The organism is Nocardioides sp. HB32 (assembly GCF_054058995.1).
On record NZ_JBSSBS010000001.1, the window covers coordinates 1365094 to 1378265 of the forward strand.

Sequence of the window (13172 nt, forward strand, 5' to 3'; positions counted from 1 at the left end):
AGTGAGCGAACGCCGTCCTGTCCTGTCCGTGCTCGACCTGGTCCCGGTCCGCAGCGACCAGACCACGGCCGACGCGGTCGCGGCGACGCTGTCGCTGGCGCGGACGGCCGACGACCTCGGGTACCGCCGCTACTGGCTGGCCGAGCACCACAACATGCCCGCGGTCGCCGCGACGAACCCGCCGGTGCTGATCGGGCTGGTGGCCGGTGCCACGTCCGGCATCCGGGTCGGCTCGGGGGGCGTGATGCTGCCGAACCACGCCCCGCTGGTGGTCGCCGAGCAGTTCGCGCTGCTCGAGGCGGCGTTCCCGGGCCGGATCGACCTCGGCATCGGCCGGGCCCCCGGCAGCGACCCGGTCACGTCGTACGCGCTCCGCCACGGCGCCGGCGGCGTGAGCGACGAGGCGGTCAACCGGTTCCCCGAGTACGTCGACAACGTGCTCGCGATGATGGAGCCCTCGGGCGTCGGGCTCGGCATCCAGGGGCGGACCTACCCGCTGCGCGCGACGCCGCGCGCGACGTCCGTGCCCGCGATCTGGCTGCTCGGCTCCTCCGACTACTCGGCGCGGCTCGCCGCGGAGAAGGGGATGCCGTACGTCTTCGCGCACCACTTCTCCGGCAGCGGCACGGCCGAGGCGCTCGCGCTCTACCGCGACAGCTTCCGGCCGTCGCCGGAGCTGGCGCAGCCGCAGACCTTCCTGACCGTGAACGCCGTGGTCGCGGAGACCGAGGAGGAGGCGGCCCGGCTCGCGCTGCCCCAGCTCCAGGCCATGCTGGCCCTGCGCACCGGCCAGGAGCTGCTCCCGCAGCGCCTCGTGGAGGAGGCCGAGAAGGTCGAGCTCCCGCAGGCGCACCTCGAGCTGCTCGAGACGATGGCCGAGCGCTGGGTGATCGGAGCCCCCGACCGCGCACGGGCCCGGATCGAGGAGCTCGCCGCGACGTACGGCGTCGACGAGGTGATGGTGCACCCGGTGGCCGGTGCGTTCACCGGGACCGAGCCGGGTGCGAGCCCCGCTCGCGAGCAGACGCTGCGCCTGCTGGCGTGACCCCGGCGGATTAGAGTTTCGCCGCCGTTTGCGACTAGACTGGCATGTCGGCCCAACGTGGGTCTGCTTCGTGGTGCCTCGCGGCTGCCCGGAACACCGACCGAATCACTCCTCGGAGTGGCTCGTCCGCGTGCCCGGGGATGAGGTCCACTGGCGGCTTCACGAGGTCCACCGTCCCACCAGGGGGCGGAGGTTCCCGGGTCACGGTAGACAACCGATCAACAGATTGTGGAGGACATGCCGAAGAAAGAAGGCGTGATCGAGATCGAGGGCACCGTCGTGGAGGCCCTTCCGAATGCCATGTTCCGCGTCGAGCTGAGCAACGGTCACAAGGTTCTCGCCCACATCAGCGGCAAGATGCGCCAGCACTACATCCGGATCCTCCCCGAGGACCGCGTGGTGGTGGAGCTCTCGCCGTACGACCTCACCCGAGGTCGGATCGTCTACCGCTACAAGTAAGCACATCCGCAGCCGAACGAAAGGGCCTGACAGTGAAGGTCAAGCCGAGCGTCAAGCCGATCTGTGACAAGTGCAAGGTGATCCGTCGCCACGGCCGCGTCATGGTGATCTGCGAGAACCCGCGCCACAAGCAGCGCCAGGGCTGAAGCTCCACGAGGGCAGACCTGACGAAGTCAGGGATGCTCGAAGGGGAGCGCGCCGTGTGAGCCCGCCAAGCGGGGTCACACATGTTTGAACAGCACAACTGAACACCACAACGTGATCGCTAGCCCGTCGTACGACGGTGCGAAACACCTCCGGAGCAGACGGCCGGAGCCCGGACACACGAGGCCGGGGCGCGACACGACCGAAACCGCTGCGAACAACCGATTGGAAACCGCCACATGGCACGCCTCGTTGGTGTCGACCTCCCGCGCGACAAGCGCATCGAGATCGCACTCACCTACATCTACGGCATCGGCCGTACTCGCGCCCAGCAGGTCCTGCAGGCCACCGGTGTGAACCCGGACCTGCGCGTCCACCAGCTGGGTGACGAAGAGCTGGTCAAGCTCCGTGACGAGATCGAGGGCAACTTCAAGATCGAGGGTGACCTCCGTCGTGAGGTCCAGGCCGACATCCGTCGCAAGATCGAGATCGGCAGCTACCAGGGTCGCCGTCACCGCCAGGGCCTCCCGGTCCGCGGTCAGCGCACCAAGACCAACGCTCGCACCCGCAAGGGTCCGAAGCGCACGGTTGCCGGCAAGAAGAAGGCCAAGTAGGTCTCGATACGCCGTTCGCTCGTACCTCGCGAACTGCTACTCGACCACCGAACGCCGTCTGATCAACCACCAGACCAGCTACTTCAGGAGATAACTGCATGCCTCCCAAGAGCCGCACCGCGGCCGGCGCCAAGAAGGTGCGCCGCAAGGAGAAGAAGAACGTCGCGACGGGCGAAGCCCACATCAAGAGCACGTTCAACAACACGATCGTCACGATCACCGACCCGACCGGTGCGGTGATCTCGTGGGCCTCGGCCGGCACCGTCGGCTTCAAGGGCTCCCGCAAGTCCACCCCGTTCGCAGCGCAGATGGCCGCGGAGGCCGCGGGCCGCCGGGCGATGGAGCACGGCATGAAGAAGATCGACGTCTTCGTGAAGGGCCCGGGCTCGGGCCGCGAGACGGCGATCCGATCCCTGGGTGCGATCGGCCTCGAGGTCGGCACCATCCAGGACGTCACGCCCACGCCCCACAACGGCTGCCGCCCGCCCAAGCGTCGCCGCGTCTGACCCGCGACCGAGAACAGGAGACTTGTAGAAATGGCCCGTTACATCGGCCCCATGACCCGGAAGTCGCGCCGTCTCGGCGTCGACCTCGTCGGTGGCGACTCGTCCTACGAGCGTCGCCCGTACCCCCCCGGCCAGCACGGCCGCGGCCGCATCAAGGAGAGCGAGTACCTCCTCCAGCTTCGTGAGAAGCAGAAGGCGCGCTTCACCTACGGTGTGATGGAGAAGCAGTTCCACAACTACTACACCGAGGCCTCGCGTCGCTCCGGCAAGACCGGCGACAACCTGCTCCAGCTGCTGGAGTGCCGCCTCGACAACGTGGTGTACCGCGCCGGCTTCGCCCGGACCCGTCGCCACGCCCGCCAGCTCGTCGTGCACGGTCACTTCAAGGTGAACGGCAAGAAGGTCGACATCCCGTCGTACCAGGTCGCCGCTCACGACGTGATCGACGTGCGTGAGAAGTCGCTGGAGATGACCCCGTTCATCGTGGCTCGCGAGACCCACGGCGAGCGCGTCGTCCCGGCATGGCTCGAGGCCATCCCGTCGCGGATGCGCATCCTCGTCCACCAGCTCCCGGTCCGGGCCCAGATCGACCTCCCGGTCCAGGAGCAGCTCATCGTCGAGTACTACTCGAAGAAGTGACACAGGAGGGTGTCCCGACTCGGCGGGGCACCCCCACCCACCTTCCGTCGTCAGCATGTTCGGGCCCGTCAAATAGCGGGTGGGTCCGGAAAGGAAAGAACAAGTGCTCATCGCACAGCGCCCCACCCTGTCGGAAGAGTCCGTCGACGAGTTCCGCTCGCGGTTCGTGATCGAGCCGCTGGAGCCCGGCTTCGGCTACACGCTGGGCAACTCGCTCCGCCGTACCCTGCTCAGCTCGATCCCCGGTGCCTCGGTCACGAGCATCAAGATCGACAACGTCCTCCACGAGTTCTCGACCATCGAGGGCGTCAAGGAGGACGTCACCGAGGTCATCCTCAACCTGAAGGGCCTGGTCGTCTCCTCGGAGCACGACGAGCCGGTCACCATGTACCTGCGCAAGTCCGGTGCCGGTGACGTCACCGCCGCGGACATCGCGCCGCCGGCCGGTGTCGAGGTCCACAACCCCGACCTGAAGATCGCCACCCTGTCCGACAAGGGCAAGCTGGAGATGGAGCTGGTCGTGGAGCGTGGCCGCGGCTACGTGTCCGCCGTCCAGAACAAGGGCGCGGACAACGAGATCGGCCGGATGCCGGTCGACTCGATCTACAGCCCGGTCCTCAAGGTCACCTACAAGGTCGAGGCCACCCGTGTCGAGCAGCGCACGGACTTCGACAAGCTGGTCATCGACGTCGAGACCAAGCCGTCGATCCGGCCCCGCGACGCGATCGCCTCTGCCGGCAAGACCCTGGTCGAGCTGTTCGGCCTGGCCCGTGAGCTCAACGTCGAGGCCGAGGGCATCGACATCGGTCCGTCGCCCGTCGACGAGCAGCTCGCGGCCGACCTCGCCCTCCCGGTCGAGGACCTGCAGCTCACCGTCCGCTCCTACAACTGCCTCAAGCGCGAGGGCATCCACACCGTGGGTGAGCTCATCAGCCGCTCGGAGCAGGACCTGCTCGACATCCGCAACTTCGGTGCGAAGTCGATCGACGAGGTCAAGGCCAAGCTGGTCGAGATGGGCCTGTCCCTCAAGGACAGCGCGCCCGGCTTCGACCCGCACGCCGCGCTCGCGGCGTACGGCGATGACGACGACGACGCCTTCGTCGAGGACGAGCAGTACTGATCCCAAATCGACCCGCACCCGCGGGTCGTCTACCCCGGTACCTGACACGGCCGGAGAGATGAGAGAGACGCAATGCCCAAGCCCACCAAGGGTCCCCGCCTCGGCGGTAGCCCGTCCCACCAGCGCCTGATCCTCGCTAACCTGGCCACCCAGCTCTTCGAGCACGGCCGGATCACCACGACCGAGGCCAAGGCTCGCGCGCTGCGCCCGCACGCCGAGAAGCTGATCACCAAGGCGAAGAAGGGCGACCTGCACAACCGTCGCGAGGTCCTCAAGACCATCCGCGACAAGTCGGTCGTGCACACGCTCTTCACGGACATCGCGCCGACGTTCTCAGAGCGTCCCGGTGGCTACACCCGGATCACCAAGATCGGTCCCCGCAAGGGCGACAACGCGCCGATGGCCGTGATCGAGCTGGTGACCGAGGCGTACAAGCCGTCGGCCCCGAAGGCGAAGAAGACCGCGGAGGCTGCCCCGGCTCCGGCCGAGACCGCCACGTCGACCGTCGCCGAGGACGCCCTCGTCGAGGACACCGTGGTCGACGAGACCGTCGCCGAGGACACCGCGGCCGACGCTCCGACCGAGCTCACCGAGGAGGCGTCGCCCGAGGAGAGCGTCGTCGCCGAGGAGGAGCCCGTCGCGGACGAGGCCCCGGCAGTCGAGGAGAGCACCGAGGAGGACGAGAAGGCCTGAGCCCTCTCGCCGTACTCACCCACCGGCCCGTCAGAGCACCTGCTCTGGCGGGCCGGTGTCATTTCGACCGGGGGACCGGTCACCAGCTCCGCTCGACGAGGTTCAGGGCCTCGGGGAGGGTGAGGCCCTGGTGGCGGGCGAGGGCGGCGTACGTCGCCGCGGCGTCGTGTGCTGCGGCGGAGTCGTGCGCGGAGGCGATGAAGGTGCCGCGGCGGCCCTCGGTGGTGATCACGCCGTCGGTCTCGAGGGCCCGGTAGGCCTTGGCGACGGTGTTCACGGCCAGGTGCAGCTCCGCGGCCAGCGCGCGGACCGTCGGCAGCCGGGTGCCGGCCGGGAGCTCGCCGGACGCCGCGCGCGAGGCGACCTGGACCCGCAGCTGCTCGTACGGCGGGACGCCCGAGGCGTCGTCGAGCGCGAAGACCTGCATGTCCCGCATGGTAGAGACATGCCCATGGACCGTGACGTGCTGGTGGTGGGGGAGTCCCTGGTGGACATCGTGCACGCGGCCGACGGGTCGACCACGGAGTACGCCGGCGGCAGCGCCGCGAACGTCGCGGTGGCGCTGAGCCGGCTCGGGCGGGAGGTGCGCTTCGTGACCGCCTGGGCCGACGACCCCCGTGGCCGGTTGCTGGCCGACCACCTGGCGGGGGCGGGCGTGGAGCTCGCGGGCGACCCGCTGGTCCTGGACCGGACCGCGACCGCCGCGGCCACGATCGGTGCCGACGGCGCGGCGTCGTACGAGTTCGACCTGGACTGGCGGATCGGGGAGGTCGAGCCCGGGCAGCCGGTCGCGGTGCACGTCTGCTCGATCGGCGCCGTGCTCGAACCCGGCGCCAGCCAGGTGCTGGCCCTGCTGACCGGGCTGCACGGGAGGTCGACGATCAGCTACGACGTCAACGCCCGGCCCGCGATCACCGGCACCGGGCCCGACCTGGTCGGGCGGGTCGAGCGGATGGCCGCCGTCGCCGACCTGGTGAAGGCCTCCGACGAGGACCTGGCGGCGCTGTACCCGCAGCTCGACATCGAGACAGCGGCGCGGCACCTGCTCGCGCTCGGCCCGTTGGCCGTCGTGGTGACTCGCGGTGGCGAGGGCGCGACCTGGGTGGGCGCGGACCGGACGGTGGAGGTCGCGTCGCTCCCGGTCGAGGTCGCGGACACGATCGGCGCCGGCGACACCTTCGGCGCGGCGGTCATCGATGCGCTGTGGGACCGGTCGCCGGCCGGGCTCGGCACCGCCGAGATCGAGGAGGTCCTCGCGCACGCCGCCCGCGCCGCGGCCGTGACCGTGTCACGACCCGGCGCGGACCCGCCGTACCGGAGTGAGCTCTAGCTGGGCTCGGGCGACAGCCACGCGTGCACGAGAGGTACGACGGACGCGCCCTCGCCGCTCGCGGACGCCACCCGCTTCATCGAGCCCGCGCGGACGTCGCCGGCGCAGAACACGCCCGGCACGGTGGTGGCCAGCTCCGCCGGCGGCAGCCCGTCGGCCCAGTGCTCGCGCGGCACGTCGCGGCCGGTGAGCACGAAGCCGCGCGGGTCGCGGGCGATGCCGGGCGGGATCCAGTCGCAGTGCGGCTCGGCGCCGAGCAGGAGGAACAGCCCGTACGCCGCGACCCGCTCGCGCTCGCCGGTCCTGACGTCCTCGAGCTGGAGCCACTCGAGCCGCCCGTCGCCGCCACCGTCGACCACGGCCGTGCAGGTGCGGACCGAGATCCGGCTGTTGTAGGTGATCTCGCCGACCAGGTACGCCGACATGGTCTCCGCCAGCGCCGGCCGGCGGACCAGGATCGTGACCGAGCGGGCGAAGCGGGCCAGGTGCATCGCGGCCTGCCCGGCCGAGTTGCCGCCGCCGACCACGAAGACGTCCTGGCCCTCCATCTCGCGGGCCGCGGTCATCGCCGCGCCGTAGTAGACGCCCATCCCGACCAGCTCCTCGATCGGGTCGACGCGCAGCTTGCGGTACGCGACACCGCTCGCGATCACCACCGACCGGGCGCGGACCTCGCCGGACTCGGTGCAGAGGACGTGCGGCTCGCGGTCGTGGCCGGGCCGGAGCTCGTCGACGACCTGGCCGGTGAAGAACCGGGCGCCGAAGCGCAGCGCCTGGTTGCGGGCCCGCTGCGCCAGCCGCATGCCCGAGATGCCGCGCGGGAAGCCGAGGTAGTTGCGGATCATCGAGCTGGTGCCGGCCTGGCCACCGATCGCCTCGGCCTCCAGGATCACCGTCGAGAGGCCCTCGGACGCGGCGTACACCGCGGCCGCGAGGCCGGCCGGGCCGCCACCGACGACCGCGACGTCGACGACGTGGTCGAGGTCGAGCTCGGTCGGGGCGCCGTACAGCGCGATCGCGACGTCGCGGACCGAGGTCGCCGCCACCACCGGCCGGTTGAGGGCGAACACGAGCGGGTACGCCGGCTCGCCCTCCCACATCCCCAGCACGTAGCGGCCACCGCCGGAGTCGGGCGGGTACACCGCGCTCGGCATGCCCATCCGGTCGAGGAAGTCGCGGATCGCGAGCGTGAGCCCGTCGTGGACCGGCGAGACGATCTTGACCGACACGACCTCGGGGTCGGGGACCGTCGAGCCCCAGTCCGAGAGCAGGTCGGTGATCGCGTTGTGGAACTCCTCGTCGCGCACGCCGCGGGGCATCAGCAGGAACGCGTCGTACTTGCCCGTCGCCATGCCCGGCCGGAGTCCGGGGGCGTCGGTGAGGAAACGGTCCCAGTGCGCCGCGATCACCCGGCGGGCGGTCGGCACCTTCTCCCGCAGCTTGTGGAAGGCGTGCAGGACGGTCTCCGCGTCGGGGACCGCCGACTCGGAGACGTACATCGCCACCGTCCCGCCGGAGCTCAGGACGTCGTGGGTCTCCAGCAGGGCTTCCTTGCAGGACCGCGCGAGCCGGACGTCGTACTCCTGCTCGTAGCGGCCGAACGCGCCGCGCAGGTCGTGGGGGTGCTCGGCGCCGATCAGCACGATCGCGGGGGTGCTCACGACATCAGCCTAGGCAGCAGCGCAACGGACTAGGGTGCGCTCATGGCGCCCCTGGAGCTCGCGCGGCTCACCGACGAGCTCGACGCCCGGCTCGAGCGGGCGGACGCCGAGCTCGCCCGCTGCTACCCCGGCGGCACCGGGGAGCCGCAGCCGGTGCACACCGTCTACGTGCCGGCCGACCGGTTCGACGCCAGCACGGCGGTGTCGTACGGCGAGCAGGCACTCGCCACGCTCGCGGAGCACGAGGACCTCTTCCTCGAGCTGATCGGCGACGACCGCCGCCTGCTGGAACGGGTTCGCTGGCGACTGCGGACCCGGCCGGTCGACGACCTCCGGATCGACTTCGAGGACGGCTACGGCACGCGGCCCGACGACGAGGAGGACGCCGCCGTCGGCGCCGCCGCGACGGCGCTCCGGACCGCGATCGCGGCGGGCACCGCGCCGCCGTCGTACGGCATCCGGTTCAAGAGCCTGGAGCGGCCGACCCGGCACCGCGGCCTGCGCACGCTGGCGGGCTTCGTCGAGGCCCTGACCGGCGGCGGTCCGCTCCCCCCGGGCTTCGTCGTGACGCTGCCGAAGGTGACCTCGGTCGACCAGGTCGAGGCGATGGTCCACGCCGCCGGGCACCTCGAGACCGCGCTCGCCCTCGAGCCCGGCAGCCTGCGCTTCGAGATCCAGGTGGAGACCCCGCAGTCGATCCTCGGCACGGACGGGACCGCCCTGGTCGCCCGGATGATCCACGCGGCCGACGGACGGTGCACCGGCCTGCACTACGGCACCTACGACTACAGCGCGTACGTCGGGATCGCCGCGGCCCATCAGGCGCTCGACCACCCAGCGGCCGACCACGCGAAGGCGGTCATGCAGGCGGCGGCCGCCGGCACCGGCGTCCGGCTCTCGGACGGGTCGAGCAACATCCTCCCGGTCGGCGACGCGGACGCCGTGCGCCTCGGCTGGGAGACCCACCTGCGCCTGGTCCGCCGGTCGCTCGAGCGCGGCTTCTACCAGGGCTGGGACCTGCACCCCGCCCAGCTGCCGACCCGGTACGCCGCCACCTTCGCGTTCTACCGCGCGGGGCGCCCGGCCGGCTCACGGCTCGAGGAGCCGGCGACCGACCGGGCGCTGGCGGACTTCCTCAGGCGCGGCCGCGCGTGCGGGGCGTTCGACGACGCCGACGACACAGGGGAGGGATGAGCGATGGGGATCGTGCTCGGCGCCAACCAGTACGGCAAGGCGGAGTCCCGCGTGGTCCGGATCATCCGCGACACCCCGCGCCACGAGATCCGGGACCTCAACGTCTCGACCTCCCTGCGCGGTGACTTCGCCGCCGCCCACGTGGCCGGCGACCAGTCGGACGTGCTGCCCACCGACACCCAGAAGAACACCGCGTTCGCGTATGCGAGGAAGCACGGCGTCTCCTCGCCCGAGGACTACGCGCTCGCGCTGTCGGAGCGGCTGCTGGACGCGACGCCGGTGGCGAGCGGGGCGCGGGTCTCGGTCGAGGAGTACGCGTGGGACCGGGTCGAGGTCGACGGGCAGGGCCACGACCACACGTTCGTCCGCCGCGGCCAGGAGACCCGGCTGGCGGTGGTCGACCGCACCCGTGACGGTGTGGTGGTCGCCTCCGGACTGGGCGGGCTGGTGATCCTGAAGTCGACCGGCTCGGAGTTCAAGGGCTTCCTGCGCGACGACTACACGACGCTTCCCGAGGCCGACGACCGCATCCTCGCCACCTCCCTCGACGCGACCTGGCGGCACCGCACGGACCCCGCCGACTGGGACGCGTCGTACGACGAGGTGCGGGGCCTGATCACGTCGACCTTCGCGACCACGTACAGCCACGCGCTCCAGGAGACGCTGTACGCGATGGGCCGCGCGGTGCTCGAGGCCCACGACGGGATCGCGGAGGTCTCGTTCGCGGCGCCCAACAAGCACCACTTCCTGGTGGACCTCAGCCCCTTCGGGCTGGACAACCCCGGCGAGGTCTTCGTCGCGGCGGACCGGCCGTACGGCCTGATCGAGGCCACCGTCACCCGGGACGACCGATGAGGTTCGACGAGCTGACCGAGGACGAGGCGCGGGCGGCGCTGACCGCCTGTCTCGACGTGCCCCGCTGGCTCGACGAGATGCTGGCCGGGCGCCCGTACGGCGACCGGGATGCCGCGCTGGCGCTGGCCTCCGCGTCGGCGGCGAGCCTGACCGACGCCGAGCTCGAGGCGGCGCTGGCCCGCCATCCGCGCATCGGCGAGCGCGCCGGCGCCGGCCACGACGCGGCGCGCTCCGAGCGCGAGCAGTCCGGCGTCGACCACTCGGACGCCGAGGTGCTGCAGCGGCTGGCGGACGGGAACCGCGCCTACGAGGAGCGGTTCGACCGGGTCTTCCTGATCCGCGCGGCGGGCCGCGACTCCCGCGAGATCCTCGCCGAGCTGGAGCGCCGGCTCGGCAACGACGACGCCACCGAGCGCGCCGAGACCGTCGAGCAGCTGCGGCAGATCGCCCTGCTGAGACTGGGAGAGATCCTCTGATGGCCAGCCTGAGCACGCACGTCCTCGACACCAGCCGCGGTCGCCCCGCCGCCGGCGTCGCCGTCCGGCTCGAGTCCGGCGGCGCGTTCCTCGGAGCGGGCGTCACCGACGGCGACGGACGGGTCGCGAGCCTGGCCGCGGACCTGCCGCCGGGGGACTACACCCTCGTCTTCGACACCGGCAGCTACCTGGGCGCCGACGCGTTCTACCCCGAGGTCGCGGTCGCGTTCCGCGTCGGCGGCGACGAGCACTACCACGTGCCGCTGCTCCTCAACCCGTTCGGCTACTCCACCTACCGTGGCAGCTGAGCTCCACACCGTCGTCCGGGCCCGGCGCGCGGTCGTCGGTGGTGCGGAGCGGGCGGCGGCGATCGGGATCCGGGACGGCCGGATCGCCGAGGTGGCGGCGTACGACGAGCTCTCGGCGCCGGACACCGTCGTGCTGGCCGACGACGAGGTGCTGCTGCCCGGCCTGGTCGACACCCACGTGCACGTCAACGAGCCCGGCCGCACCGAGTGGGAGGGCTTCGCGACCGCCACCCGCGCCGCGGCTGCCGGGGGCGTCACGACGATCGTCGACATGCCGCTCAACAGCATCCCGGCGACGACGACCGTCGCCGCGCTCGCGGTGAAGCAGGACGTCGCGCGCGACCAGGTGCACGTCGACGTCGGCTTCTGGGGCGGCGCGGTGCCCGGCAACGTCGGAGACCTCGCCGCCCTGCACGAGGCCGGCGTGTACGGCTTCAAGTGCTTCCTCCTGGACTCCGGGGTCGCGGAGTTCCCGCCACTCGACCCCTCGCAGCTGCTCGCGGCGATGGCGGAGACCGCCCGCCTCGGGACGCTGATGATCGTGCACGCCGAGGACGGTGCCCTGGTGCGGGAGGCGTCCGGGCTGCCGTACGAGGGGTTCCTGACCTCCCGCCCGCCGGAGGCCGAACGGAGTGCGGTCGAGCTGGTCGTGTCCACCGCACGCGCGACGGGCGGCCGCGCCCACGTCGTGCACCTGAGCGCAGCCGACGCGCTGCCGTCGCTGCGCGGGAGCGGCGTCTCGGTGGAGACCTGCCCGCACTACCTCGTCCTCGCGGCCGAGGACGTGCCGGACGGGGCCACGGAGTTCAAGTGCTGCCCGCCGGTCCGGAGAGCGTCCAACCGGGAGCGGCTGTGGGCGGCGCTGGCCACCGGCGAGATCGACTTCGTGGTGTCCGACCACTCGCCCTGCACGGCCGACCTCAAGCGCGGCGACTTCGGCGCGGCGTGGGGCGGCATCGCATCGCTCCAGCTGTCGCTGCCGTTGGTGTGGACCGCGGCGCGGGAGCGCGGGCACGGGCTGGCCGACGTGGTGGGCTGGATGTCCACGGCGCCCGCACGCCGGGTCGAGCTCGCCGGCAAGGGCGAGATCGCGGTCGGGTACGACGCCGACTTCTGCGTGCTCGCGCCCGACGAGGCGTTCCGCGTCGACGCCTCCGCCCTCCAGCACAAGAACCCGGTCTCGCCGTACGACGGGCGTACGCTCACCGGCACCGTCCGGCAGACCTGGCTGCGCGGCACACCGATCGACCTGGCGGCCGACCCGCGCGGCCGGCTGCTGAGGAGGGGCGCATGACGTACTACGTGCCGACCGGCGGACTGCCGGGCCAGACCGAGCTCACCACCGACCGCGCGGTCTTCACCGAGGCGTACGCCGTGCTCCCGCGCGGCACCATGCGCGACATCGTCGCCAGCCGGCTGCCGCACTGGGAGGAAACCCGGCTGTGGGTGATCGCCCGCCCGTTGTCGGGCTTCGCCGAGACGTTCAGCTGGTACGTCGTCGAGGTCGCCCCCGGGGGCGGCAGCGCGGCGCCGGAGCTGGACACCGGCGCCGAGGGCGTGCTGTTCGTCGTCGGCGGCACCGTCTCGCTGACGCTGGACGGGGTGCTGCACCGCGTGGAGTCCGGCGGCTACGCGTTCCTGCCGCCGGGCACCGACTGGGCGCTGCGCAACGACGCGGACGCGAATGCGACGTTCCACTGGATCCGCAAGGCCTACGAGCGCGTCGACGGTGTCGCCGTACCGGATGCCTTCGTGACGCACGAGAGCGACGTGCCGGTCCAGCCGATGCCGGGCACCGACGGCGCGTGGGGGACCCAGCGCTTCGTCGATCCTGACGACGTGCGCCACGACATGCACGTGAACATCGTCAGCTTCGAGCCCGGCGGCGCCATCCCGTTCCCGGAGACGCACGTGATGGAGCACGGCCTGTACGTGCTCGAGGGCAAGGCGGTCTACCTGCTCAACAAGGACTGGGTCGAGGTCCAGGAGGGCGACTTCATGTGGCTGCGCGCGTTCTGCCCGCAGGCCTGCTACGCCGGCGGCCCGGGACGCTTCCGGTACCTGCTCTACAAGGACGTCAACCGGCACGCATCGCTGCACATGTGACCCCGGTCACGTACAGTGGGTA

General features: G+C 71.6%; 17 protein-coding genes. 15 read left to right on the forward strand and 2 right to left on the reverse strand.

What is annotated here, in order from left to right; all coding sequences use genetic code 11:
* Positions 1-28: 28 nt before the first annotated feature.
* From ACVW2K_RS06950 to rplQ, 8 genes are all read left to right on the forward strand, one after another.
* Entirely contained in the window at positions 29-1045 is a 1017-nt protein-coding gene (locus ACVW2K_RS06950; RefSeq protein ID WP_457202011.1) for an LLM class flavin-dependent oxidoreductase, read from the forward strand.
* 237 nt (positions 1046-1282) lie between these two features.
* Positions 1283-1504 (forward strand): translation initiation factor IF-1, encoded by a 222-nt coding sequence (gene infA / locus ACVW2K_RS06955; protein ID WP_011757309.1) that lies wholly within the window; start codon positions 1283-1285, stop codon positions 1502-1504.
* A gap of 32 nt (positions 1505-1536) precedes the next feature.
* Complete coding sequence (rpmJ, locus tag ACVW2K_RS06960; RefSeq protein WP_011757308.1) at positions 1537-1650, forward strand: 50S ribosomal protein L36; 114 nt, start codon at positions 1537-1539, stop codon at positions 1648-1650.
* Between the two features lie 237 nt (positions 1651-1887).
* Entirely contained in the window at positions 1888-2262 is a 375-nt protein-coding gene (gene rpsM / locus ACVW2K_RS06965) for a 30S ribosomal protein S13 (protein WP_028636388.1), read from the forward strand.
* Positions 2263-2360: 98 nt separating this feature from the next.
* A complete protein-coding gene (rpsK, locus tag ACVW2K_RS06970; protein ID WP_028636387.1) occupies positions 2361-2768 on the forward strand; it encodes a 30S ribosomal protein S11 in 408 nt (135 codons plus the stop codon).
* 30 nt (positions 2769-2798) lie between these two features.
* Positions 2799-3407, forward strand: coding sequence for a 30S ribosomal protein S4 (gene rpsD, locus ACVW2K_RS06975; protein WP_028636386.1), 609 nt, complete (start codon positions 2799-2801; stop codon positions 3405-3407).
* Positions 3408-3510: 103 nt separating this feature from the next.
* Positions 3511-4527 carry a DNA-directed RNA polymerase subunit alpha gene (locus tag ACVW2K_RS06980; RefSeq protein WP_284536116.1) on the forward strand — a complete coding sequence of 339 codons (1017 nt, stop codon included), beginning with the start codon at positions 3511-3513 and terminating at the stop codon, positions 4525-4527.
* A gap of 72 nt (positions 4528-4599) precedes the next feature.
* Entirely contained in the window at positions 4600-5220 is a 621-nt protein-coding gene (gene rplQ, locus ACVW2K_RS06985; RefSeq protein ID WP_028636384.1) for a 50S ribosomal protein L17, read from the forward strand.
* A gap of 79 nt (positions 5221-5299) precedes the next feature.
* Here rplQ and ACVW2K_RS06990 read toward each other — a convergent pair whose 3' ends face one another.
* Complete coding sequence (locus ACVW2K_RS06990; RefSeq protein WP_028636383.1) at positions 5300-5647, reverse strand: GntR family transcriptional regulator; 348 nt, start codon at positions 5645-5647, stop codon at positions 5300-5302.
* 18 nt (positions 5648-5665) lie between these two features.
* On the opposite strand from ACVW2K_RS06990, the gene ACVW2K_RS06995 reads away from it, so the two are divergent.
* Positions 5666-6550, forward strand: a complete 885-nt coding sequence (locus tag ACVW2K_RS06995) for a PfkB family carbohydrate kinase (RefSeq protein ID WP_457202012.1) — start codon at positions 5666-5668, stop codon at positions 6548-6550.
* Here the strand turns inward: ACVW2K_RS06995 and ACVW2K_RS07000 are convergent.
* Positions 6547-8211: an FAD-dependent oxidoreductase gene (locus ACVW2K_RS07000; RefSeq protein ID WP_457202013.1), complete on the reverse strand. Its 1665-nt coding sequence runs from the start codon at positions 8209-8211 to the stop codon at positions 6547-6549. The two genes, ACVW2K_RS06995 and ACVW2K_RS07000, sit on opposite strands and share 4 nt — an antisense overlap.
* A 42-nt stretch (positions 8212-8253) precedes the next feature.
* Between ACVW2K_RS07000 and ACVW2K_RS07005 the strand changes: the two genes are divergently transcribed.
* The 6 genes from ACVW2K_RS07005 to ACVW2K_RS07030 are packed head-to-tail and all read left to right on the forward strand — an operon-like array spanning position 8254 to position 13150.
* On the forward strand, positions 8254-9405 hold the full coding sequence (locus tag ACVW2K_RS07005) for a DUF6986 family protein (RefSeq protein ID WP_457202014.1): 1152 nt from the start codon (positions 8254-8256) through the stop codon (positions 9403-9405).
* A 3-nt stretch (positions 9406-9408) separates the two neighbouring features.
* Positions 9409-10260 carry a factor-independent urate hydroxylase gene (pucL, locus tag ACVW2K_RS07010; protein ID WP_036569523.1) on the forward strand — a complete coding sequence of 284 codons (852 nt, stop codon included), beginning with the start codon at positions 9409-9411 and terminating at the stop codon, positions 10258-10260.
* Entirely contained in the window at positions 10257-10736 is a 480-nt protein-coding gene (gene uraD / locus ACVW2K_RS07015) for a 2-oxo-4-hydroxy-4-carboxy-5-ureidoimidazoline decarboxylase (RefSeq protein ID WP_028636379.1), read from the forward strand. Before pucL ends, uraD begins: the two co-directional genes overlap by 4 nt.
* Positions 10736-11044: a hydroxyisourate hydrolase gene (gene uraH / locus ACVW2K_RS07020; RefSeq protein WP_028636378.1), complete on the forward strand. Its 309-nt coding sequence runs from the start codon at positions 10736-10738 to the stop codon at positions 11042-11044. Before uraD ends, uraH begins: the two co-directional genes overlap by 1 nt.
* On the forward strand, positions 11034-12338 hold the full coding sequence (gene allB / locus ACVW2K_RS07025; protein ID WP_028636377.1) for an allantoinase AllB: 1305 nt from the start codon (positions 11034-11036) through the stop codon (positions 12336-12338). Before uraH ends, allB begins: the two co-directional genes overlap by 11 nt.
* Positions 12335-13150: a bifunctional allantoicase/(S)-ureidoglycine aminohydrolase gene (locus tag ACVW2K_RS07030; RefSeq protein WP_457202015.1), complete on the forward strand. Its 816-nt coding sequence runs from the start codon at positions 12335-12337 to the stop codon at positions 13148-13150. Before allB ends, ACVW2K_RS07030 begins: the two co-directional genes overlap by 4 nt.
* Positions 13151-13172: the final 22 nt, after the last annotated feature.